We start from the raw sequence: 22,392 nt of genomic DNA, 5'->3' as shown, positions 1-22,392 counted from the left end.
TTCACATCCGTTCCGGCGCGGAGACGCCAAGCAGGTCCAGTCCGTTGGCCAGCACCTGGCTCGTGGCGTCGTTGAGCCACAGGCGCGTGCGGTTGAGGTCGGTGACGGCCTCATCGCCCAGCGGGGCAACGCGGCAGGCGTCGTACCACCGGTGGTAGGCCCCGGCGATGACCTCAAGGTGGCGGGCCACCCGGTGGGGTTCGCGGAGCTCCGCGGCCTTGGCCACGATGGACGGGTAGCTGCCAAGGTAGGACAGCAGCTCATTTTCCGTGGGGTGGTGCAGGAGCGAGGCGTCGAAAGCGCTGCGGTCCACGCCGGCGGCCACGGCGTTGCGGGCGGTGCCGCGGGAGCGGGCGTGAGCGTACTGCACGTAGAAGACCGGGTTCTCGTTTGAGTGCTTCTTGAGCAGCTCCGGGTCCAGGGTGAGGGGCGAATCGGCCGGGAAGCGGGCCAGGGAGTAGCGCACGGCGTCCTTGCCCAGCCAGGAGATCAGGTCCTTGAGCTCGATGATGTTGCCGGCGCGCTTGGAAAGCTTGGCGCCGTTCACCGAAACGAGCTGGCCGATCAGCACCTCGATGTTGACCTCGGGATCATCGCCGGCGGCGGCGGCGATGGCCTTGAGCCGGTGGATGTAACCATGGTGGTCGGCACCCAGCAGGTAGATCTTTTCCGTGTAGCCCCGGTCCTTCTTGGACAGGTAGTAGGCGGCGTCCGCGGCGAAGTACGTGGGTTCGCCGTTCGCGCGGATCATCACGCGGTCCTTGTCATCGCCGAAGTCCGTGGTGCGCAGCCAGACGGCACCGCCGTCGTCGAACACGTGGCCCTGTTCGCGCAGGCGGGCAACGGCACTTTCGATCGCGCCGGCTTCGTGCAGTTCCTGCTCGGAGAAGAACACGTCGAAGGAGACGCCGAAGTCCGCCAGGGTGTCCTGGATGTCCTTCAGCTGGGCCTCGTACGCCGCTGCCCGGATCACCGGGAGGGCCGCCACGTCCGTCAGCTCACGGATGTCCGGATGCCGGGTCAGCACTTCATGGCCGAGGTCGCGGATGTACTCGCCCGGGTAGCCGCCCTCGGGCACGTCCCGGCCGTGGAGGCGAGCGAGGACGGAGTTGGCGAACACGTTCATCTGGGTGCCGGCGTCGTTGATGTAGTACTCGGCCGTGACCTGCGCACCGGAGGCGCGCAGGACGCGGGCGATCGAATCACCCAGTGCCGCCCAGCGGGTGTGCCCGATGTGCAGCGGTCCGGTGGGGTTGGCGGAGACGAACTCCATGTTGACCGTGTGGCCTGCGAGCGCGGAGTTGGTGCCGTACTCCGGGCCGGCCTCCACGATGGCTTTGGCGAGCGTCCCGGCTGCTGCCGCGTCCACGGTGATATTAAGGAAGCCCGGACCGGCGATGTCTACGGCCGTAACGCCGTAAATCTCCTTGAGCCGCGTACTGAGGATGGTGGCGAACTCCCGCGGGTTGGTTCCCGCCTTCTTGGCCAATTGCAGGGCGATGTTCGTTGCCCAGTCGCCGTGCTCCCTGTTCTTGGGTCGCTCCACCAGAACGGCATCGGGAACCGCCGACTCGGAAAGAGCGATGTCGCCGGCTGCAACGGCGTCCTTCAGGCAAGAGGATATGGCGAGGGAGAGTTCTTCGGGAGTCACATTCCTAGCCTACCGGGGGCCCCGCCATGTGGCGGAATCCGGAGGGGCCCAGGCCCCCTCGACGGGCCCCTCTTCGTCACAGCTAAGAGTAGGGAAATTCACAGTTTGAACCTTTAACCTATTGTGAGCGTCATCCACCCGGTAAGTGCCCGTACAAACGAAACGAGACACCCGTGAAGCCTTCCGTCCGTAAAAGCGTCTTCGTCGGCATAGCCGGCCTGTCCCTGGCCGGCACGGTGGCCGGCTGCGCGCCTTCGGCCCAACAGCCCGCCGCCCAGGAAACCCAGTCCCCCGAATCGTCGGCCACGACGGCACCCAGCGCGTCGTCCACCGCATTGGCGTCGTCCGGCGCAGGCTACAAAGACGGCACCTACAAAGCCGACGGCACCTATAAGTCACCAAACGGCACGGAGACCGTGGGCGTGCAGCTGACGCTGGCCAACGGCACGGTGTCCGCCGTCGAGATCACCGAACACCCGTCCAATCCGAACACGCGCAAGTTCCAGGGACAGTTCGCGAGCGGAATCGCGGATCAGGTGGTGGGCAAGAGCCTCGATGAGATCAAGGTCTCCAAGGTGGCGGGTTCATCCCTGACCAGCGGCGGCTTCAACCAGGCGGTCGAAGAGATCAAGACCCAGGCGCTGTAACCTGCTGCGGGGGCTGCATGGAAGGCAGGACTTTGAAGCGCAGGCAAAGGAGAGCCCATGCCGCACCCGGGCTGGCACAACTTCAACTTTGACGGAATAGGAACCAGTTGGGAGATTTCCACTCCCGCACCGCTGGGACCCGGACCTCGCAGCGACGTGCTTGCCGAGGTGGAGCGCTACGACTCCACGTGGTCCCGGTTCCGCGGCGATTCCCTGGTGTCCCGGATGTCCGCCCGGCCGGGACATTTCGTGTTTCCGGCTGAAGCCACATCCCTGGCCTCGCTCTACCGGATCCTGTATGCCCTGAGCAACGGCGCCATGACCCCGCTGATCGGGGGGAGCCTGGAGCAGCTGGGGTACGGACCCGGCTATTCCCTCCAGCCACGCGGCGCCGCCGCTCCGCCGCCTGCCTGGGATGATGTCCTGGAATGGCGCGGGACCTCCGTGACCGCCAAAACGCCCCTTGTCCTTGACATCGGCGCGGCCGGAAAGGGCCAGCTGGTGGACCTCCTGGCCGGCGTGCTGCGAGGCCACGGCGTCACCGAGTTCTTCATCGACGCGAGCGGCGACCTCCTGAACAGCGGAAACACGCCGGTGACAGTGGCGCTGGAGCATCCGTACGACTCCAGCAAGGCGATCGGCACGGTGCCGCTCGGCACCGGTGCCCTGTGCGCCTCGGCTTCGAACCGCAGGGCCTGGGGTGACGGACTCCACCATGTACTGGACGGCACTACCGGGGTCCCGGTCCGGACGGTCGTGGCCACCTGGGCCATGGCCGGAACCGCGATGGAGGCCGATGCCCTGGCCACAGCCCTGTTCTTTGTCTCCGGCGAGGTGCTGGAGCGCCATTTCCGGTTTTCCTGGCTTAAGGTTTTTTCCAACGGCAGTGCGGAATACTCCGCGGAATTCGAAGGGACGCTGTTCACATGAGTTCCACAACCTCCCGGCCGCGGACCTCGCCAGCCACGGCGCTGGATGCCTTCCTGGGCCGGTTCACCATGTACCGGCTGGTGCTGCTTGTCCTTGCAGCCCTGGCCGCCTACAGCCTTGTCCTCGATGCCCTGGGCTGGCTGACGTTCGGCATCCTGCACCTCCTGGCCCATCTTGCGCTGTGCGTGGGGCTGACCTATGCGTCGAACCGGGCACTGGCTGCCCTGTTCCGTGTCCGTCCGCACTCGGAGTCATCGCTGATCACCGGGCTGCTGCTCTATTTCCTGTTCTGGCCCACCCAGTTCGGGCCGACGTTCGTCGCCGTGGATCTTGCCGGAGTGGCCCTGGCCTGCGTGCTCGCGTCCGCCTCAAAATATGCGCTTGCGTGGCGCGGGCGGCATGTTTTCAATCCCGCGGCAGCAGGCGCGTTCATCGCCGGCCTGACCGGCCTGAATATTGCCACCTGGTGGGCGGGGACCCCGGCGATGCTGTGGGTGCTGGTTCCGGGGGTGCTGCTGGTTCTCTACCGGACCCGGAAAATGCTCATGGCCGCGGTCTTCACCGCGGTGGCCACGTCCCTTGTGGCGGCCGGGCTCCTGCAGTCAGGAGTGGACCCGGGCGGCGCCGTCTGGCAGCCCCTGGCGCAGAGCCCCGTAATTTTCTTCGTCGGGTTCATGCTCACTGAACCGCTGACGCTGCCTCCGCGGCGGTGGCAGCAGCTGGTGCTGGCCGCCGTCGTCGGAGTCCTCTTCGCAACCCCCTTCAACTTCGGTTTCGTCGCGAACTCGCCCGAGCTGGCGCTGCTGGTCGGCAACCTATTTGCGTTCCTGGCCGGTCAGCGGGGAAGCGTCCGGCTGCTGTTCAGGCACTCGCGCCGGCTCACGCCGACGACGACGGAATTTGTTTTCGAGCCGCGGCACCCCCTCCGCCACGCCCCCGGCCAGTATCTGGAGCTGGACCTCCCGCATGCCAAGCCGGACGGAAGGGGCCGGCGCCGGGTCTTCAGCCTGACAAGTCCCCCCAATGCGCGGCACGTGAAGATCGGCGTGGGCACCGCCGAACCCGTCTCCGCCGCCAAGCAGAAGCTCCTGGCGCTCAGGCCCGGGGATGAACTCACGGCCACCACGGTGGCCGGGGATTTTGTCCTGCCGCGACGATCCAACGGCCCCGTCCTGCTGATCGCAGCGGGAATTGGCATCACACCGTATCTTGCGCACCTCTCCGACGGCTCGGCCGGGGAGCGGGACGTCGTGCTTCTCTACCTCGCCCGCAACGCCTCAGAGCTCGCGTATGCGGCCGAACTGAAGAACTCCGGAGCGCGCATCATTGCCCGGCTTGCCGATGGCTCGGCTCCCCCGGACTTCATCGAGGACGCAGGCGCCGTGGCGGAGACGGGCGCCAGGCTGGACGGCCCGGCACTGCAGCACCTGGTCCCCGACATTGGCCGTCGCAGGGTCTTCATTTCGGGTTCACCGGCCAGCGTGGGCTCGCTGCGGCGGGCAGCGCGGCAGGCCGGCGCCCGGCGGATCCACGTGGACTCATTCGCAGGTTACTGACGGCCGGTGCTGACACGGACCGCGGACCGGGGCCGGTTTTCCATTCAGGCCCACCTTCCTGCTAAGCTCTAGGACGTCCGGCCGGGAAAGGCAGGATCCCTGACTGCCCTCGTAGCTCAGGGGATAGAGCGTCTGCCTCCGGAGCAGAAGGTCGTAGGTTCGAATCCTATCGAGGGCACAGAAAGAMCCCCGCCACTTCCAGCAAGTGGCGGGGTTTTCTGCATCCGGAATGCGCCTTTCTCCCCCGTGCGCCGAGGCATCGGGGCGGGTTGTCCCCAGTGCGCCTGAACAGAATTGTCAGTGTCCGCTCGTAGGCTGACTTGCATGTTCTGCTCAATCATTCCGCCCTACCTGCTGCGACGCCTGGCTGCACAGGATTCTCCGCGGCTCTCGGCCGTTGCCCGGGCCGCCAAGGAAACCCTGCTGCACGTCAGGACCGTACAGGCGGCCCGCGCGGCCACGACGCCCCAGTCTCCCCCGGGCATGCGGCAGGCACAGCCGGGCCCAGTCAACAGATCCGTCTTCGACGCCAAGTCCGGCGAGTCCCTCCCTGGCCTGCTCGTCCGCAAGGAAGGCGAGGCAGCCACCGGCGATCCCGCCGCTGACGAGGCCTACGACGGCCTGGGCCATACGCACAGCCTGTACGCCGACGTCTTCGGCCGGAATTCCATCGACGGCCTTGGAATGCCGCTGAACGCCACGGTCCACTTCGGCAAACTGTACGACAACGCCTTTTGGGACGGCCAGCAAATGGTGTTCGGCGACGGCGACGGCGAAATCTTCGAACGCTTCACACGTTCCCTCAGCGTGATCGGCCATGAGCTGACGCACGGAGTGACCCAGTTTTCGGCCGGGCTCGCCTACCGGAACCAGGCCGGCGCCATCAACGAGTCCGTCTCCGACGTTTTCGGTGCCCTGGTTGAGCAGTACGTCCGGAGGCAGTCCTCCGCCGATGCCAGCTGGCTGATCGGCGAAGGCCTCTTCACGCCCCAGGTCGAAGGCTCGGCGCTGCGCTCCATGAAGGCGCCCGGGACCGCGTATGACGACGACGTCCTGGGCAAGGACCCGCAGCCTGACTCCATGGACTCCTACGTCCGGACCAGCGCAGACAACGGCGGCGTCCACATCAACTCCGGCATCCCGAACCGGGCGTTCTCCCTCGTGGCGCTGGGGCTGGGCGGCAATGCCTGGGAGGCGCCGGGGCAGATCTGGTACGACACCCTGACGGGAGGCTCCCTCCCTCCGACGGCCACGTTCAGCGTCTTTGCCAAGGCCACAGCGGCATCGGCCCGGGAACTGTTCGGTGCGGAGTCCGCGGAGCATGACGCCGTGCGCAAGGCGTGGGAAACTGTGAAGGTAAAGCTCTAGCTGACCGCCGGGAGGGCGGGTCGCTCTCCCTCCCGGCAGCCGCGGAAACCCAGGAAGCTTGCCATGAAAATCACAGTCGAGCGCAGCGGAGGGATCGCGGGGCTGACCCGTATCTGGACGGTGCAAGCCAAGTCGTCCAGCGACAGGAGCCACTGGCAGCCCATCGTCGAGGCCTGCCCGTGGGATGCCGTACCGGACTCCCGGCCAATTCAGGACGGGCAGCCCGACCGGTTCATGTACTCCATCCGCGCCGGCGAACACCGCGCCACGCTCCCGGAAAGGGCCGTGACCGGTCCGTGGCGCGTTCTGGTGGACACCGCCCGGGCCGCCGCGGAAGATTCGCCGGACGGAAGCGCCCGGGGCGGTTTCCGCACTTAGCCTGTTCCAGTCCCAGCCTGTTCCGCTCCTAGCCCGCCGGCGCCAGCTGACCGCGGAACGCCCTGCGGTAGGACTGCGGGCTGGTGTCCAGCACCTTGGCGAAATGGTGCCGGAGCAGCACCGGGTGGCCGAACCCGGACTGCCTGGCCACTTCATCGATGTTCAGTTCCGTGGACTCCAGAAGCTCCTGAGCCCGCAGCACCCGCTGGGAATTGAGCCAGGCCGCCGGCGTGGCGCCCGTCTCGGCACGGAACCGGCGGGCAAATGTGCGCGGTGACATGTGCACGCGGGCCGCCAGTTCCTGGACGGGATGCTCGTCATCCAGGTTCTGGACCATCCACCGCAGCAATTCCTCCATGGGCTGCGAGCCGCATTCAGGCATGGGGCGGTCGATGAACTGGGCCTGCCCGCCGTCGCGGTGCGGAGGCACCACCATGTCCCTGGCTATTGCGGCCGCCACTGCCGCGCCGAACTCGACGCGGATGAGGTGCAGGCAGGCATCGATGCCCGCCGCCGTTCCTGCGCTCGTGATGATCCGTTCGTCCTGCACATACAGGACGTTCTCGTCCACCAGGGCCTTCGGAAACTGCGCGGCAAGTTCACCCGAATAGTGCCAGTGCGTGGTGCAGCGGCGTCCGTCGAGGAGGCCGGCGCGCGCCAGCGCAAACGCGCCGGAGCAGATGGACATCACCCAGGCGCCGCGCTCGTGGGCCGACCGAAGCGCGTCGAGCACCTCTTCGGGAACGTCCTCCTCCCGGCCGTAGGGCGTCATGATGACGAGGTCGGCATCTGCCGCTGCCTCCAGGCCGAGGCTGACGTTCATGGTGAGGCCTGATTTGAGCGGGATATCGCCGGGGACGGGAGTGCAGACCCGGAAATCAAACTGCGGTACACCGGTTCCCCGGTCCGACCTGTCAATGCCGAACACTTCAAAAGCAGTGCCGAACTCGAAGATCGAGAAGTGCGGAACCGTGATCAGGGCTACTGACTTAAGCATGTATCCATTGTGGCAGAAATTTTCTCTTTTTAGGCATTTCTGCCACTTCTTTCTGATCTTCCCAAGGAGAACCATAGAGGTATGGAAATCTTCGGAATCGCCCTCGTAGTCCTGGTCCTCATCTCGGTAGCTGCCACGTTCACCGCCGTCCTGCGGGACGGACGCGGCCACACCCCTCCCGAGTATTCGATACGGGACTGGTCAGCACTTGACCTGCCCAGCAGCAGCTACACCACTCGCATCATCTAGTTGCACTCGGATACGAACACAACCGTCCACCCGCCCACAACAACAAGCAAGAGGGACCCGGCTCCATCCGAGCCGGGTCCCTCTTTCCGTTGCGACCGGGGCCATTTCGGATGCCGTGGCCTGCTAGCAGTTCCAAGTAGACTGGTTCCAGCCATGACTTTTCATATCTCCTACCCCGCCGAGCTGCCGGTCTCCGAGCGCCGCGAGGATCTGATGGCCGCCATAGCGGCCAACCAGGTGACCATCATTGCCGGCGAGACCGGCTCGGGAAAGACCACACAGATTCCGAAGATGTGCCTGGAACTGGGCCTGGGAGACAACGGCCTGATCGGCCACACGCAGCCGCGGCGCCTGGCCGCCCGCACGGTGGCAGAGCGCATTGCCTTCGAACTCGGCGTCGAGATCGGCCAGGAAGTGGGCTTCCAGGTCCGGTTCACGGGCGAGGTCAGCCGCTCCACCAAGGTCAAACTGATGACCGACGGCATCCTGCTGGCGGAGATCCAGCGCGACAAGCTGCTGCGCAAGTACAACGCCATCATCATTGACGAGGCCCACGAACGCAGCCTCAACATCGACTTCATCCTCGGGTACCTCAAGCGGATCCTGCCGCAGCGGCCGGACCTGAAGATCATCATTACCTCGGCCACCATCGACCCCGAACGGTTCGCCAGGCATTTCGGCAGCGACGAGGATCCCTCCCCCATCATCGAGGTCTCCGGCCGGACGTTCCCGGTGGAAATCCGGTACCGGCCGCTCTCCCAGCCGGCAGGCGGCGCCGCGTCTGCTGATGATGATGAAAACAACGCGTCCGACGACGAACTCGAGGAGGACCGCGACCCGCTCGACGCCGTCTGCGACGCCGTCGACGAACTCGCCCTCGAAGCGCCGGGCGACATCCTGATTTTCTTCTCCGGCGAGCGCGAAATCCGCGATGCCGCAGAGGCCCTCAATGCCCGGATCCAGGCCAACCGGCGGCTCGCCGGCACCGAAGTGCTGCCGCTCTTTGCCCGCCTGAGCCTGCAGGAGCAGCACCGCGTCTTCTACCCGGGCAGCAAACGGCGGATCGTGCTGGCCACCAACGTTGCCGAGACCTCCCTGACGGTGCCCGGCATCAAGTACGTCATCGACACCGGAACTGCCCGCATCTCGCGCTACTCGCACCGCACGAAGGTGCAGAGGCTGCCGATCGAACGCGTTTCGCAGGCTTCGGCCAACCAGCGCTCCGGCCGCTGCGGCCGCGTGTCGGACGGCATCGCCATCCGGCTCTATTCCGAGGAGGACTTCGAGTCCCGGCCCCTTTACACGGACCCGGAGATCCTGCGCACCAACCTGGCCGCCGTCATCCTGCAGATGACAGCCATGGGCGTGGCGCGCGGCCCCAAGGACATCGAAAACTTCCCGTTCGTGGAGCCGCCCGACTCGCGCGCCATCAACGACGGCGTTACCCTGCTCCGGGAGCTCGGAGCCTTGAGCGCCGCACGCCCGGGCGACGGCTCTGCCGATGCCGGAGGCAACGGTTCGGGCCGCGGCGGCGGCGGGCTCACCGCCGTCGGGCAGAAACTGGCGCAGCTGCCGGTCGACCCGCGGCTGGGCCGCATGATTGTCGAGTCCGGAAAACGCGGCTGCGTCCGGGAAGTCATGATCCTGGCCGCGGCGCTCACCATCCAGGACCCGCGCGAGCGCCCGACCGACAAGCAGCAGCTGGCCGCCGAAAAGCACGCCCGTTTCCGCGATGAGAACTCGGACTTCACCGGTTTCCTGAACCTCTGGAACTACATCCAGGAAAAGCAGCAGGAACTGTCGTCCACGCAGTTCCGCAGGCTCTGCCGGAACGAGTTCATCAATTACCTCAGGGTCCGCGAATGGCAGGACCTGTTCGCGCAGCTCCGGCAGCTTGCCCGCCCGCTCGGCATCAGCCTGGACAACAAGCGGCAGGCGGACCCGGTGGGCAACCACGAGGGCGTCCACATCAGCCTTTTGTCCGGGCTCCTTAGCCACATCGGCATCCTCGACGAACGCAAGCGGGAATACGCCGGAGCCCGCGGCACCCGCTTCGCCGTCTTCCCCGGCTCGGCGCTGTTCAAGAAGTCGCCCACGTTCGTCATGGCCGCGGAACTCGTGGAGACCAGCCGGCTGTGGGCCCGGGTTGCCGCGAAGTTCGAGCCGGCCTGGGCGGAGCAGGTGGCACCGCACCTCGTCAAGCGCAGCTACAGTGAACCGCACTGGTCCACCAAAATGGGTTCAGTCATGGCCTATGAAAAGGTCACGCTCTACGGCGTGCCCATCATCGCGCAGCGGCGCATCAATTACGGCAAGGTCGATCCCGTTCTGGCCCGGGAGCTCTTCATCCGGCATGCGCTGGTCGAAGGCGACTGGAAAACCCACCACAAGTTCTTCCACCGCAACCGTGCGCTCCTGCAGGAAGTGGAGGAACTCGAAGCGAGGATGCGCCGGCGCGATCTGCTCGTCGACGACGAAACCCTCTTTGAGTTCTACGACGCGCGGGTGGGAAAGGACGTCGTTTCGGAGCGGCACTTCGACAAGTGGTGGAAGGAAGCCCGGCAGCAGGACCCGGCGCTGCTGGACTTCGACCAGTCGCTGCTGCTCAGCGACGACGCCGACGCCCTCGACGAATCCGCCTATCCGAAAACCTGGCTGCACAAGGGCTTCGAACTGCCCCTGAGCTACGAGTTCCACCCCGTGGCCCCGGGTTCTCCGCCGAATCCCTCGGACGGCGTCACCGCCGAGGTGCCCGTCCTGTTCCTCAACCAGCTCGATGACGCCGCGTTCCGCTGGCTCATCCCCGGCCAGCGCGTGGAGCTGGTCACCGCGCTCATCAAGTCGCTGCCGAAGCAGGTCCGCAAGAACTTCGTGCCGGCTCCGGACGTCGCCAGGCAGGCGGTGGCCGCGCTGGAGGCCGATTTCGATCCGGCCGAGGATGATCTTGAGCCAACCCTGGAGCTGGTGCTGCGGCGGATCCGCGGGCATATCATTCCGCCCGGCTCCTGGAACTGGGACGCGGTTCCTTCGCACCTTCGCGTGAGCTTCAAGGTCGTGGACAGCCGCGGCAAGGTGCTGGACGAAGGCAAGGACCTGGAAGCCCTCCAGGAAAGACTGGCACCTGCCACGCGGCGTGCCATCGCGGAATCCCTGGGAGCCACGCCGGCCACTGCCGCGCCGCGGGCCTCGAAAAAGGGGTCGCCGCAGACGGCAGGGCAGGACGGGCGGCCATCTGCTCCCACGGGATTCGCCGAACAGTCCGGCCTGACCGAGTGGTCCTTCGGTAGTGTGCAGCGCGAAGTGAGCGTCACGGTCAAGGGCCACACCGTGACCGGCTACCCCGGACTCGTGGACGAAGGGAAGACGGTGGCCCTGCGGGTCTTCCAGTCCGCCTCTGAGCAGGAGGAGGCCATGCGCGGCGGTGTCATCCGCCTCCTCGCCTTGCGGGTGCCGTCGCCGGACCGCTACGTCCTGGAGCACCTGAACAACACGGAGAAACTGACCTTCAGCCAGAACCCGCACGGATCGGTGTCGGCCCTCATTGCCGACTGCGCCCTCGCGGCAGTGGATAAGCTCACGCCTCCGGAACTCCCGCGGGACAGGGCCTCCTTCGACGCCCTGTACGAGCAGGTGCGCGCGGAGCTGATCGACACCGTCTTCAGTGTCACCGCAGTGGTCGAACGCATCCTCGCCAGCACCCGGCGGATCGAAAAGCAGCTCAAGGGCACCACCAGCCTGGCGCTCATCAGCGCGCTTAACGACGTCCGCAGCCAGCTCGAGCAGCTCGTGTTCCCCGGATTTGTCGCCCGCACAGGTTATGCGCAGTTGAGCCAGCTGCCCCGCTACCTTGCCGCCATTGAGAAGCGCCTCGAAAAGCTGCCCGGAAACGTCCAGCGCGATGCGCTCAATATGGCCGCTGTGCAGCGGCTGGAAGATGAATACGACGACGCCGTGTCAGCCCTGCTGCCCGGGCGCCGCGCCGGGGCGGAACTCACCCAGGTGCGCTGGATGATCGAAGAACTGAGGGTGAGCCTGTTCGCCGTCGAACTCGGCACCGCTTATTCCGTCTCGGAGAAGCGGATCCGCGCCGTGCTGAACAAGGCCCTGGCGGCCTAGCCCCACTGTTCTGCGCCTTCCGGACGGCCGTCCGGACGGTACCCGCCTGGCCGCGCCTTCTCAACCTGCGCTGATTTGCATGTTCTTCCACCATTGACCGGTTACGGCGATGCCGAGCACGGACACCGGGACGCAGAGGAAGAGCTGCAGCGGGTTTACCGTTTCGGCGGCCGCCGCGCCGCCCATGCCCATCCATAGCCCGGGGGCTGCATAGGGAAACCATGCCCCGGCTCCGAACGCCGTCACCACCTGGGTGATGACCACCAGCAGCACCAGTGCGCCGACGCCGGGCAGATAGCCGCGGGCAATGCTGGCGACGATGGCGAGCGGACAAGCCAGTAGGGCTGCCATGGCACCGCCGCACCAGGCCTTGCCCGCGGCCACCAGATCTTCAGGGCCGGGTACGCCCAGACCGCTGACGGCGCCGGCAATAAAGGCAACCGCAATGCTGACCAGGCAAAGCAGCAGGGCCCAGAGAAGGATCACCGTAAACTTCGCGTAGGCAAGCCGCCGCCGGCTGACCGGCAGGGCAAACAGACAGGCCTGCGTCTTTTCGGTGAACTCGCGCCCGAAACACCAACACACCACGAAACCGATCCCCATCAGCGCCCCGACGGACAGAAGCATCCCCACCATCGCCAAATACCCGGCCCAGCCTGCACTCGTCAGCATGGCCGCGGCTTTGAGGCCGATCTGGCTGGACCCGTCGGAGGTCGCGGCGACCATGAAGGCCGCTGCGAGCACCGGCAGGGCGACACCGATCAGGACAGACACCGTCCGCACCACCGGCGCACGGCGGAATTTCAGGGCCTCGAATTCCCGGGCCTGCACCGAGATGCTCATAGCGGCTCCTGCTCTTGCAAGTCGGACTGCAGCACCAGGTCAAAGAACCGGCGTTCAAGGTCCACGGTCCCGGGCTGCAGTGTACCGATGATCCTTCCCCGGTGAAGCACGCTGATCCTGTCGGCCATCCGTGCGACCTCATCAAGGTGGTGGCTGGAGACCAGGATGGCGGCGCCCCTGTCCCGGCATGCCTCCTGGAGTAACCGGCGGAGAACGATGACACCGCGGGGGTCCAGTGCGTTGGTCGGCTCGTCCAGGACAAGCACGTCCGGTCCATGGACCAGGGCGGCGGCCAGACCTACACGCTGCCGGTTTCCCAGCGACAGCGTCCCGGAACGCCGGGTGGCATATTGCTCCAGACCCAGATCAGACAATGCCCGGCCCGCGGCGGATCCGGCGGCGTCACGGTCCATCCCGTGCAATCGTGCGGAGCAGTACACGTTCTCGCGCGCGGTCAGCTCCGGGTACGCGAACGGGGTCTCCAGCATCTGCCCGACCCTTGACCATACCTGCGCTCCTGCACCGGATACCGGGAGCCCCGTCAAGTGAGCCGAGCCCCGGTCCGGTTTGAGCATGCCCAGCAGGATCCGCATCAACGTCGTCTTTCCGGCACCGTTCAGCCCTACCAGGGCGTGGATTTCCGACGGCCCCACGTCCAGGGACACGTCGTCCAGGACGGGGAGTCCGCCCAGGGCTTTCGATACCCGCTCTGCCTTAATGGCCGCTGGCGTTATCATCGGTTTCGCCGCGCTGTCCTGCCTGATTCGCCCATCAGGTCCAAGGCCGTACTCATGCGTTCCCGCAGTTCCTGCCCGTCTGGCTCCGATGCCCAATCCAGCAGTGCGGCCGTCAAACCGCCCAGGCACGCGCCGGCGGCGACCCGTGCTTCAACCCGGCCAACGCCGGTTCCCGTCAGGGCTTCGACGATCAGGTCCTCGGTCCTGCGGTTGTTCTCCCAGATGCCGGCTGTAAGCCGCGTGTGGCCTGCTATCAGTCTGATCTTTTCTCTGGTCGCATCGTCGACGGCGTCGGGCACCGAGTTCCACGCGCCCAGCAGGCCCAGCCGGACACGCTCCATCGCCGGCAGCCCGGGATCCTGGGCGGCAACGAGGTCCGCGATCACCGGATCGTACGGGTCATCAAAAACCACGGCGTCCTTCGTCGGAAAATACCGGAAGAAGGTCATCTGCGAGACGCCGGCCGCCTCGGCGATCTGCGCGACGGTCGTCTCGTCGAAACCTTGCTGAACGAACAAGGCCATGGCCTGCTCCTGCAGGAGCGCCCTGGTGACAGCGGCTTTTCCCATAGCGAAAATGTTAGTCTCTAACATTTCGCCGGTCAAGAGTTGGTGCGCAGACTTACGCACCACCGCCTGCCAGTTCTTCGCTCACCTCAGCGCCGTTGACCGCTCTCCAACGACAGTCCGGTGCCTTTGACCTGCGCCACTACTTCGCATTCGTCGAGCGGAGCGCCCCGTGCAGCGAATCTGACTAGCCCGGGCGGGCCGCCAGGACACTGTCTGCCTACTTCGGGCGCCCGCCGGAACGAGAAAGAGTGGTTAGGTATCCGAAGAACATGCATGCTTATCTGCAGCGGCTACTCGTCAAGTCAGTCCTCCACTTCGGCAGCAAGCTTTCTGCGCGAAGTTTGCCTGGCTGAAGGCCTTGTTCGTTCTCGAAGGATCCAAGGGCTGGCCCGCTAAGGAGGTCTTCTCGTGGGACAAATCGAGATGAGGCGATGAGTGCACCAGGCCGGCTTCTAGGTTGGCTGCTCGGTCTTCCGCCGGTTCGGTCGCCATCCGTACGGGTGCAGCGTGATCTGGCGATCCCGGCGCGGGATGGAGCGGTGCTGTTGGCGGACCGGTATTTTCCGGTGACCGACGGACGGGCGCCAGTGCTGTTGATCCGCACGCCGTACGGGAGGCGGTCAGCCAACATCCTCGTGTCACGGCTCATCGCCGAGCGCGGCTACCAGGTCCTCATCCAAAGCCTGCGCGGCACCGGCGGCTCCGGCGGGACCTTCAACGGATTCGCGATGAACCGCGACGACGGCCCGGCGACCATCGACTGGATGCGGAGCCGGGACTGGTTCCCCGGCGCGTTCGCCACATGGGGCGCCAGCTACCTCGGGTACGCCCAATGGGACTTGGCATCGCAACCAATCCCCGAATGGAAAGCAGCGATCATCGACGTCGGCCCGTCGGACTTCTATCACACGTTCATGTACCCCGGAGGTGTCTTCGCCCTCGGCAACGCCCTCGGATGGGCCCAGCAGGTCAGCAGCATGTTTAACCCGGACCAATTCATCAGGACCCAAACCATGTCCGCGCTCACCGCTAAAGGCCGTCTGGCGCGCGCCGCGAACCAGCTTCCGGTCAGCGAAGCGGACAGGATCGCCACCGGTGAACGGATCGGATACTTCCAGGAATGGATCCGGCATGAGCGTTACGACGAATACTGGGCGGTAATGGACTACCGCGCCAACGCATCGAACATGCCTCCGATCGTTCATCTGGCCGGAGGGTGGTGGGACTTCTTCCTCCCCAACGTCCTTACCGACTACGCGGCGCTAAGTCGTACAGACCGATCCGTGCGCCTGTTCGTCAGCTCGGCGGCTCACGGCCGGAACATGGCACTCCGGGCCTACCAGCGCGACGCGTTCGCTACCCTCGACCGCGCGCTCGGGAACCGCCGCCTACCCGAACTTAACCTGCCGGTCAGGGTGCGGGTCACCGGCACCCGCCGCTGGACCGACCTGCCCGGCTGGCCCCCGGCGACAGGCCGTCCCACTCCGTGGTACCTGCAGCCAGCCGGAAGGCTCGACACGCGGCTGCCCCCGTCATCGCCCCCATCCCGTTACGTTTACGACCCGACCAACCCGACGCCCGCCCTCGGCGGCAGTATCGTCGGTTTGGGCGCCCGCTCCCAGGACAACAGGACACTCGAAGCCCGCACAGACGTCCTGACCTACACCAGCAACCGGCTGGAAACCGATCTCGACGTCATTGGCCCCGTCACCGCGACACTGTACATACGCTCGAGCCTCGAACATACCGACTTCCACGCCAGACTCTGCGACGTGCATCCCCACGGCCGGTCCCTCAACATCTGCGACGGGATCATCCGCCTGCACCCCGGAAACGCCCCACCGGACCCTGGGGGAATCCGAACCCTCCACATCCAGCTCTGGCCGACAGCTCACCGCTTCCGCCGCGGCCACCGCATCCGGCTACAGGTTTCAAGCGGCGCCCACCCGCGCTTTAGCCGCAACCCCGGGACTGGCGAGCCGCTGGCCACCGCCATCGAGCTGCGCGTGGCCCATCAGGAAATACTCCACGACCCCGAGCACCCCTCGCTCCTGAACCTTCAGGTCGTCCCTCAGCATGGCGGCGAAGCCCCATAATCTCTGGCCGGTGCTGAACGGTTCCCAAGAGTTGAAACGGAGCGTCCTCGTTGGGGGCCGTGTCGCCTTACGTCCTCACGGGAACGGAACTACGTGTCAGCTCGGGGGATACTGGCGGCGATCTCTGCGGCTTCTTCATAGCTGAACGGTGCCTTCTGGCGGAATGCAGTATCAGCGTCGACACGGAGCACGTCGGCGGCCAGCACTCGCACGTGAACGAGCTCGTCGTAGGCTGCGCTGCAGCCTAGGACATCTCCACGGACTTTGGATCCGTGAGAACCCGAGTCAGGAGATATCTGGAAAATAATCCACCAGGTGTCTCCGGCCTCGTCCCTGAAGAGGTAGCCCGCCGGCGGGCAATATGCAGCGCCGTCCACTCCGCGGCCATCGTAACCCTCCACTGCGTCCGGCGGTGCAGCGAACCTCACCCCGCCCTCTGCATCCCCTTGATGCCAGCCCATCGGCAAGCTCCGCCTCTACTTGGTTGAACGAATAAGGGAAACGACAAGCCAGATCACCAATCCGGTTGTTCCCACGAAAAACGAGGCAGCGCCCACGTCCTCCCAGTTCATGGCAGACGTCCGACGACCCTTGGAGAGCCCTGCCCCTTGGGCTTCCTTGTGCTGACACCAAAGGTCGACCAATGGACTCCAGCTTTAATGGGTTCACGGCTTGTCGGCGCCTCGGAAGCCGCCCCGGACCATGGTGATGGCATGTGCTGGTCCGCGGTCAGCCGACGTGGACCCACGGGCGATTAGTGACATCGGGCACGGCCTCCCGCAGCACTTCCCGGGTGACGGGCGCAATTTCGCCCTCGCCAAGGAACAGGAACCGCAGGAGGTTAATCACCGGGTTGCCTTCAGTCCAGCGGAAGTAGATGTGGGGCATTAGACCGGTCACGTCACGGATATGAAGCAGGACGGAAGCGATGGTGTTCGGTACGACAGGGCCGTGGACCTCCAGGATGCGGTATCCGTGCCGCATCACGCCGCGCACCTGCAGTTCCGTTTCGAAGTCGGAGGAATCATCGACGATCACTTCGAGGAACAGGGCTTCGTGTTCGAGAGGCAAATGGCTGACCTCGATCGCTGAGGTGAGCTTCTCCCGGTACGCGTCGGCGCTGAGCCGGAGCGGCTCGTGGGCGATGAGGGCGATGGGTCCGTCGAGGGTATCGGACATGAATTCCAGGGCCTGCCGGTCCAGGTGGACGTGGGTGGCGTGCAGTTCGAACGAGCGGCGGACGCGGGAGAGCAGGGAAATCACGATGATGCCCAGGATGAAGACGCCGGCGATCCTGATGCCTTCTGGCCGTTCAAAGATGTTGGCGATGGTGGTGTAGGTGAACACCACGGAGATGATGCCGAAGCCAATGGTGCGTTTGCGCTGTTTCCGTCGGCGGGCCGAGAGGGTGACCGCGACGGCCGCCGAGGTCATCAGCACCAGGACGCCGGTCGCGTACGCGCCGCCCTGGGCGTCCACGTCAGCCTCGAAGAGGTAGGTGATGAGGAAACCGACCAGGGTGAACACAAGCACCAGGGGGCGAACGGCTTTGGCCCATCCCGGGGCCATCCCATAGCGGGGCAGGTACCTCGGGACCAGGTTCAGCAGTCCTGCCATCGCGGAGGCTCCGGCGAACCACAGAATGGCGATGGTGCTGATGTCGTAGATGCTGCCGAAGCCGACGCCGAGGTACTCGTGGGCCAGGAAGGCCAGGGCTCGGCCGTTTGCCTGGCCGCCGGGCTGGAATTCCTGCTCCGGGATCAGGACGACGGTGATGAAGCTGGTGGTGATGAGGAATCCGCTCATGATCACAGCTGCGGTTGTCAGCATGCGGCGGGTTCCGCGGATGCGGCCCGCAGGGTTTTCCTCGGTGTCAGCCTCGTCTCCGCGGACCTGTGGCATGACGGCGACGCCTGTTTCGAAGCCGGACAGGCCGAGGGCAAGTTTGGGAAAGACGAGCAGTGCGATTCCCACGACCATGAACGGGTCCCCGTGCGAGGTCCACAGGGTCCTCCACCAGTCGTCCATGGCAACCGGGTGTGTGAACACCTGGATGAGCGTCGCGGCCACGACCACGGCATTGAGGCCCAGGTAGAGGACGACGAGGGTGACGGCGACTCCGATGGCTTCCTTGAAGCCGCGCAGGAAGACGGCGGCCAGCAGCGCCAGCAGGAAGAGGGTGACAAGGATGTTCTGGCCCTGCAGCCATCCGGGGGCCACGGGGTTCTGGATCAGGTGTGCGCTGGCGTCGGCGGCCGAGAGGGTCATGGTGATCATGAAGTCGGTTGCGGCGAACCCGAGCAGGATCAGGACCAGCAGTTTCCCGCCCCAGCGGGGCAGCAGCCGTTCAAGCATGGCGATGGAGCCTTCGCCGCGGTGGCTTTCTCCGGCCACCCGGCGGTAGACGGGCAAGGCTCCGAGCAGGGTGACGGCGATGAGCACGATCGTTGCGAGCGGTGAGATCACGCCGGCGGCCAGGGCCGCGATCGCCGGCTGGTAGCCCAGGGTGGAGAAGTAATCGACGCCGGTCAGGCACATGACCTGCCACCACGGGTGCTTCTTCTCGTGGGCGGTGGTGATCCCGCCGGGTCCCTGGTGGGTGCCTTTGCTGTCCTGGAGCCCGAACAGGAGCCAGTTTTTAAGTGCCGCTTTGCCGGCCGGCTTGGGGGCCGAGGGGTCTGCAGGCGGCCTGCTCAACGTTGTCATGGATTCCTTCCCGCACGGCACAGCGCACCGCGATCACAGCCGAAACTAACACCGGCGAAAAACCGTGGACGGCGAAAGGAGTTTTTATTGACGAATCATTTACGCCCGTGCAGCGGAATGGCCGGCCCGTCCTTTCTGGAGTCCGGGCCGCGTGGGGGTTAGGGTTCGAACCGGTAACCCATTCCGGCTTCGGTGAGCAGGTGCCTGGGCCGGGCCGGGTCGGCTTCGAGTTTGCGGCGCAGCTGTCCCATGTAGACGCGCAGGTAATGGGTTTCGCCGTCGTAACCGGGGCCCCAGATCTTGGCCAGCATTTGTTGCTGGGTGATGAGCCGTCCCGGGTTGCGGACCAGCAGTTGCAGGATTGCCCATTCCCGCGGGGTGAGCCGCACGGGTCTGCCGTCGCGGGTGACTTTCCGGTTTGCGAGGTCCACTTCGAAGTCCCCGACATCGACAGTCAGTGCTTGTTCGCCTCCCTCGGACGTGCCGAGGCGGCGTTCGGCGACGCGCAACCGTGCCAGGAGCTCGTCCAGTCCAAAGGGTTTGGTGACATAGTCATCCGCTCCGGCGTCGAGGGCACGGACTTTGTCCACGGACCCGTGCCGGGCAGAGAGGACGATGATGGGTGTGGTGCTCGAGCGGCGGATCTTGGTGATGACGTCCACGCCGTTGATGTCCGGCAGTCCCAGATCCAGAACGATGAGATCTGGATGGTTGCTCGCGGCGTGCTGGAGGGCCGTCGTCCCGTCCAGGGCGGTCAGCACCTCGTACCCCTCAGCGTGCAGGTTTACCTGCAACGCGCGCAGGAGCTGGGGCTCATCATCCACGACAAGTACGGTTCTCATGGCGCGCTACTGTCCGCATCACGCGTTTTAGGGCTCATGAGCTGAGGGCCGGCGGAAAGAGGGAGCCGAATCACGATCGTCAGCCCTCCGCCTGGCGTCGGTTCTGCCGTCAACTGTCCCCCCATCGCTTCGGTGAAGCCTTTCGCGACGGCCAGCCCCAGTCCTATGCCGAGGCCTTCCGGCGCGTCATCGAGCCGTTGGAACGGCTGAAACATGGCGATCACGTCCGCCGCGGGCACGCCCTGGCCGTGGTCCACGATCCGGAGTTCCCCGCAGGGGCGTCCGTTGATGGTGGCGGCCCCGGATCCGCTGGAGGGTCCGACGATGACGATGTCCGAGCCGGGAGCGTATTTCAGGGCGTTCTCGACGATATTCGCAATTACGCGTTCCAGCATGCCCAGGTCTGCATCGATGGCAGGCATGTTGGGAGCCAGGTCGATCCGGATAACCCCTCCGGGTAGTCCTCGCAGCGCGTCTTCGATGGCATCGCGCCAGGTCACTGGAGTCGTGAGCGGGGCGGTGGATCCACTGGATATTCGGGACATGTCCAAGAGATTGCCGATCAAGGAGTCAAGGCGGTCGGCGTAGGAGTCGATGGTGTCGAGCATTTCATCCTGTATCTCTTCGGGAAGCCGTCGCTTCTGACGCTGCAGGGCGGTGACGGCAAGCTTGATTCCGGCCAGCGGCGTCCGGAGGTCATGGCTGACGGCACGCAGGATGGATGTCCGGATGCTGTTGCCCTCAGCCAGTTTCGTGGTGTTCCTCAGTCTGAGCTGGAGTGCATGACGCTGCCGGAGTAAGAGCACGTGGGCCCCGTGCGCTGTTAGCAGCCGCCGCTCCCCGGCTGTGAGCGTCCTGCCGGAGACCACCAGAGCGGTCTGCGGATCTGCCATTTCATATGCATCGGCACCGGATTTCTCCGTCCCCGGGGGCGGAGGCGGCGCTTCTCCTGAGTGCGCCTGAAGGTCCCAGCCGTCCCCGGTGTCCGCAGCTCTGGTGAACAGTCCCGCGGAGCGGACCTGGAAGGTCTCACGGACTTTATCCAGAAATGCCGCAATGGTGTCGTCTGCGATCAGGGCGTCCCTGGCCAGATCCGCCAGGGTCGCCGCCTCTGCACGGGCCCGGGCAGCCTCCTGTGCCCGCCTGGCCGAGAGCCCCACGACCAGGGACACCGCAATCGCCGCACCCAGGAACACGAGCAAAGCGAACAGATTCTGCGGGTCACTGATGCTGAAGGTCCCCACGGGATCGGTCTCGAAGTAGTTCAGCAGCAACGAGTCCAGAATCGCTGCGAGCACAGCGGGCCAGAGACCTCCAATGAACGCCACCGCCATCACTCCGGTCAGATGGACCAGCACATGGGTGGCAAAGTTTAGCTCCGGGGCAAGCGACATCAACGCGGTGGCCAGGACGGGGATGAGTACCGCCAAAACAAAGCCCGCGGTTGTCCTGGCCCGGCCCAGCCCCCCGGAGGTGACCCTGGGCAGTCCGCGACCGCCCAGGGGGTGGGAAACCATGTGGACGTCAATGTCGCCGGATCCCCGGACCACCTTGGACCCCACGCCACTGCCCAGCAGTCGGCTGGTCAGACGGCCCCGGGATACTCCCACGACGATCTGGGTTGCGTTGACGCTGCGGGCAAACTCCAGCAAAGTCTCTGCTGCATCGTCGCCGGACACCGTGTGGTAGCTGCCGCCCAGATCGGTCACAAGCTGGCGCTGAGCCTCCAGAGCCAGCGGCGACTCCCTGGACTTGAGGTCAGAAAGCCGGACATGAACAGCCAAAAGGTCCCCGCCATTGACCCTCGACAGAATCCTCGATGCCCTCCGGATGAGCACTTCGCCCTCAGGGCCTCCGGTGAGGCCGACGACCACGCGTTCCCGTGCCGGCCAGTTCGCTGTGATGCCCTGGCTGGCCCGGTATTTCGCCAACCCTTCGTCGACCCTGTCTGCCAGCCAGAGCAGGGCGACCTCCCGCAGCGCGAAGAGGTTGCCGAGCCGGAATTCATTTGCCAAGGCAGCGTCAACCCTGTCCCTGGGATAGATGTTTCCATCAGAGAGCCGCTGGCGCAGCAGTTCCGGAGAAATGTCCACGAGTTCGATCTGATCTGCCCGGCGCACGATCTCATCAGGCACGGTTTCCTTCGGAGGCACCTCGGTGATGGCGGACACGACGTCTTCCAAAGAGGCAAGCTGCTGGGCGCTGACGGTGGAGAGCACATCAATGCCTGCGCCGAGCAGCTCCTCGATGTCCTGCCACCGCTGACGATTCCGGCTCCCGGGTGCGTTGGTGTGCGCATACTCATCAACGACGGCGACCTGGGGATGCCGGGCCAACACGGCATCGACGTCCACCTCCTGCACACCGATGCCGTGGGGCCCCACGAGTCGCGGGGTAATTACCTCCAGCCCTGTCATGAGTTCCCGCGTTTCCACCCGGCCATGGTCCAAGGCAATGCCGACAGCAACATCCCTGCCGCTGCCCAGCAGCTGGTGGGCCTCCTGCAGCATGGCAAAAGTCATGCCCACTCCCGGCGCCGCGCCCAGAAATATGCGAAGAGTTCCCCTTGCCATATCCACAGTCTGTCAGCTCACAACCCGGTCTAGCTCGCAACGAGCCTACGTCTAGGTTGCCAAGACAAATAGCGCCGCGAGATACGGCCACTTATCAATGCGCGTCACACCGTCACGGACACCTGTCTTCAAGG

Annotated in this window: 17 protein-coding genes and 1 tRNA gene; 9 read left to right on the top strand and 9 right to left on the bottom strand. The window is 65.4% G+C overall.

All coding sequences use genetic code 11. The features are described from left to right. Position 1 precedes the first annotated feature (1 nt). On the bottom strand, positions 2–1,651 hold the full coding sequence (argS, locus tag ASG92_RS22090; RefSeq protein ID WP_056633441.1) for an arginine--tRNA ligase: 1,650 nt from the start codon (positions 1,649–1,651) through the stop codon (positions 2–4). A 173-nt stretch (positions 1,652–1,824) separates the two neighbouring features. Here argS and ASG92_RS22085 point away from each other — a divergent pair, with 173 nt between their 5' ends. From ASG92_RS22085 to ASG92_RS22060, 6 genes are all read left to right on the top strand, one after another. Beyond that, the gene (locus tag ASG92_RS22085; protein WP_056633438.1) at positions 1,825–2,298 is read left to right on the top strand and encodes an FMN-binding protein; all 474 of its coding nucleotides are present in this window, start codon (positions 1,825–1,827) and stop codon (positions 2,296–2,298) included. 57 nt (positions 2,299–2,355) lie between these two features. Next, complete coding sequence (locus ASG92_RS22080) at positions 2,356–3,228, top strand: FAD:protein FMN transferase (RefSeq protein WP_056633435.1); 873 nt, start codon at positions 2,356–2,358, stop codon at positions 3,226–3,228. After that, a complete protein-coding gene (locus ASG92_RS22075) occupies positions 3,225–4,784 on the top strand; it encodes a hypothetical protein (protein ID WP_056633432.1) in 1,560 nt (519 codons plus the stop codon). The genes ASG92_RS22080 and ASG92_RS22075 overlap by 4 nt, the downstream gene beginning before the upstream one ends. A 105-nt stretch (positions 4,785–4,889) precedes the next feature. Continuing rightward, positions 4,890–4,962 (top strand) — tRNA-Arg (locus tag ASG92_RS22070). Between the two features lie 146 nt (positions 4,963–5,108). Next, positions 5,109–6,152 carry a M4 family metallopeptidase gene (locus ASG92_RS22065; protein WP_056633429.1) on the top strand — a complete coding sequence of 348 codons (1,044 nt, stop codon included), beginning with the start codon at positions 5,109–5,111 and terminating at the stop codon, positions 6,150–6,152. Between the two features lie 63 nt (positions 6,153–6,215). After that, entirely contained in the window at positions 6,216–6,530 is a 315-nt protein-coding gene (locus ASG92_RS22060; protein ID WP_056633426.1) for a protealysin inhibitor emfourin, read from the top strand. A 28-nt stretch (positions 6,531–6,558) separates the two neighbouring features. Here ASG92_RS22060 and ASG92_RS22055 read toward each other — a convergent pair whose 3' ends face one another. Next, positions 6,559–7,527 carry a helix-turn-helix domain-containing protein gene (locus ASG92_RS22055; RefSeq protein ID WP_056633423.1) on the bottom strand — a complete coding sequence of 323 codons (969 nt, stop codon included), beginning with the start codon at positions 7,525–7,527 and terminating at the stop codon, positions 6,559–6,561. A gap of 81 nt (positions 7,528–7,608) precedes the next feature. Here ASG92_RS22055 and ASG92_RS29355 point away from each other — a divergent pair, with 81 nt between their 5' ends. Both ASG92_RS29355 and hrpA read left to right on the top strand, forming a co-directional pair. Further along, positions 7,609–7,776 (top strand): hypothetical protein, encoded by a 168-nt coding sequence (locus ASG92_RS29355; protein ID WP_181038383.1) that lies wholly within the window; start codon positions 7,609–7,611, stop codon positions 7,774–7,776. Between the two features lie 153 nt (positions 7,777–7,929). Beyond that, positions 7,930–11,892 carry an ATP-dependent RNA helicase HrpA gene (gene hrpA / locus ASG92_RS22050; RefSeq protein WP_056633420.1) on the top strand — a complete coding sequence of 1,321 codons (3,963 nt, stop codon included), beginning with the start codon at positions 7,930–7,932 and terminating at the stop codon, positions 11,890–11,892. 60 nt (positions 11,893–11,952) lie between these two features. Here hrpA and ASG92_RS22045 read toward each other — a convergent pair whose 3' ends face one another. Genes ASG92_RS22045 through ASG92_RS22035 form a run of 3 tightly spaced genes read right to left on the bottom strand, consistent with a single transcriptional unit; the run spans position 11,953 to position 14,041 of the window. Next, a complete protein-coding gene (locus tag ASG92_RS22045) occupies positions 11,953–12,735 on the bottom strand; it encodes an ABC transporter permease (RefSeq protein ID WP_056633417.1) in 783 nt (260 codons plus the stop codon). Continuing rightward, on the bottom strand, positions 12,732–13,472 hold the full coding sequence (locus ASG92_RS22040) for an ABC transporter ATP-binding protein (RefSeq protein WP_056633414.1): 741 nt from the start codon (positions 13,470–13,472) through the stop codon (positions 12,732–12,734). Before ASG92_RS22040 ends, ASG92_RS22045 begins: the two co-directional genes overlap by 4 nt. Next, entirely contained in the window at positions 13,469–14,041 is a 573-nt protein-coding gene (locus ASG92_RS22035) for a TetR family transcriptional regulator (RefSeq protein WP_157372391.1), read from the bottom strand. Before ASG92_RS22035 ends, ASG92_RS22040 begins: the two co-directional genes overlap by 4 nt. A 431-nt stretch (positions 14,042–14,472) precedes the next feature. Here ASG92_RS22035 and ASG92_RS22030 point away from each other — a divergent pair, with 431 nt between their 5' ends. Further along, on the top strand, positions 14,473–16,137 hold the full coding sequence (locus ASG92_RS22030; protein ID WP_056633412.1) for a CocE/NonD family hydrolase: 1,665 nt from the start codon (positions 14,473–14,475) through the stop codon (positions 16,135–16,137). 89 nt (positions 16,138–16,226) lie between these two features. Here the strand turns inward: ASG92_RS22030 and ASG92_RS22025 are convergent, their stop codons facing one another. From ASG92_RS22025 to ASG92_RS22010, 4 genes are all read right to left on the bottom strand, one after another. Continuing rightward, positions 16,227–16,598, bottom strand: a complete 372-nt coding sequence (locus tag ASG92_RS22025; protein WP_056633409.1) for a hypothetical protein — start codon at positions 16,596–16,598, stop codon at positions 16,227–16,229. A 268-nt stretch (positions 16,599–16,866) separates the two neighbouring features. Then, positions 16,867–18,843 (bottom strand): hypothetical protein, encoded by a 1,977-nt coding sequence (locus tag ASG92_RS22020; protein WP_056633406.1) that lies wholly within the window; start codon positions 18,841–18,843, stop codon positions 16,867–16,869. Between the two features lie 158 nt (positions 18,844–19,001). Further along, positions 19,002–19,685 carry a response regulator gene (locus ASG92_RS22015; protein WP_056633403.1) on the bottom strand — a complete coding sequence of 228 codons (684 nt, stop codon included), beginning with the start codon at positions 19,683–19,685 and terminating at the stop codon, positions 19,002–19,004. Then, entirely contained in the window at positions 19,682–22,258 is a 2,577-nt protein-coding gene (locus tag ASG92_RS22010) for a DUF4118 domain-containing protein (RefSeq protein WP_056633400.1), read from the bottom strand. Before ASG92_RS22010 ends, ASG92_RS22015 begins: the two co-directional genes overlap by 4 nt. Positions 22,259–22,392 lie beyond the last annotated feature (134 nt).

The organism is Arthrobacter sp. Soil736, from assembly GCF_001428005.1.
Taxonomy (GTDB): Bacteria; Actinomycetota; Actinomycetes; order Actinomycetales; family Micrococcaceae; genus Arthrobacter.
Note: the sequence above shows the minus strand (reverse complement) of the source record. Positions and strands in the feature narration are given on the sequence as shown.

Coding starts and splice junctions, on each gene's coding strand:
- ASG92_RS22080 (WP_056633435.1), top strand. CDS start 2,356: ATGCCGCACCCGGGCTGGCACAACTTCAACTTTGACGGAATAGGAACC.
- ASG92_RS22075 (WP_056633432.1), top strand. CDS start 3,225: ATGAGTTCCACAACCTCCCGGCCGCGGACCTCGCCAGCCACGGCGCTG.
- ASG92_RS22065 (WP_056633429.1), top strand. CDS start 5,109: ATGTTCTGCTCAATCATTCCGCCCTACCTGCTGCGACGCCTGGCTGCA.
- ASG92_RS22060 (WP_056633426.1), top strand. CDS start 6,216: ATGAAAATCACAGTCGAGCGCAGCGGAGGGATCGCGGGGCTGACCCGT.
- ASG92_RS22055 (WP_056633423.1), bottom strand. CDS start 7,527: ATGCTTAAGTCAGTAGCCCTGATCACGGTTCCGCACTTCTCGATCTTC.
- ASG92_RS29355 (WP_181038383.1), top strand. CDS start 7,609: ATGGAAATCTTCGGAATCGCCCTCGTAGTCCTGGTCCTCATCTCGGTA.
- hrpA (WP_056633420.1), top strand. CDS start 7,930: ATGACTTTTCATATCTCCTACCCCGCCGAGCTGCCGGTCTCCGAGCGC.
- ASG92_RS22045 (WP_056633417.1), bottom strand. CDS start 12,735: ATGAGCATCTCGGTGCAGGCCCGGGAATTCGAGGCCCTGAAATTCCGC.
- ASG92_RS22040 (WP_056633414.1), bottom strand. CDS start 13,472: ATGATAACGCCAGCGGCCATTAAGGCAGAGCGGGTATCGAAAGCCCTG.
- ASG92_RS22035 (WP_157372391.1), bottom strand. CDS start 14,041: ATGGGAAAAGCCGCTGTCACCAGGGCGCTCCTGCAGGAGCAGGCCATG.
- ASG92_RS22030 (WP_056633412.1), top strand. CDS start 14,473: ATGAGTGCACCAGGCCGGCTTCTAGGTTGGCTGCTCGGTCTTCCGCCG.
- ASG92_RS22025 (WP_056633409.1), bottom strand. CDS start 16,598: ATGGGCTGGCATCAAGGGGATGCAGAGGGCGGGGTGAGGTTCGCTGCA.
- ASG92_RS22020 (WP_056633406.1), bottom strand. CDS start 18,843: ATGACAACGTTGAGCAGGCCGCCTGCAGACCCCTCGGCCCCCAAGCCG.
- ASG92_RS22015 (WP_056633403.1), bottom strand. CDS start 19,685: ATGAGAACCGTACTTGTCGTGGATGATGAGCCCCAGCTCCTGCGCGCG.
- ASG92_RS22010 (WP_056633400.1), bottom strand. CDS start 22,258: ATGGCAAGGGGAACTCTTCGCATATTTCTGGGCGCGGCGCCGGGAGTG.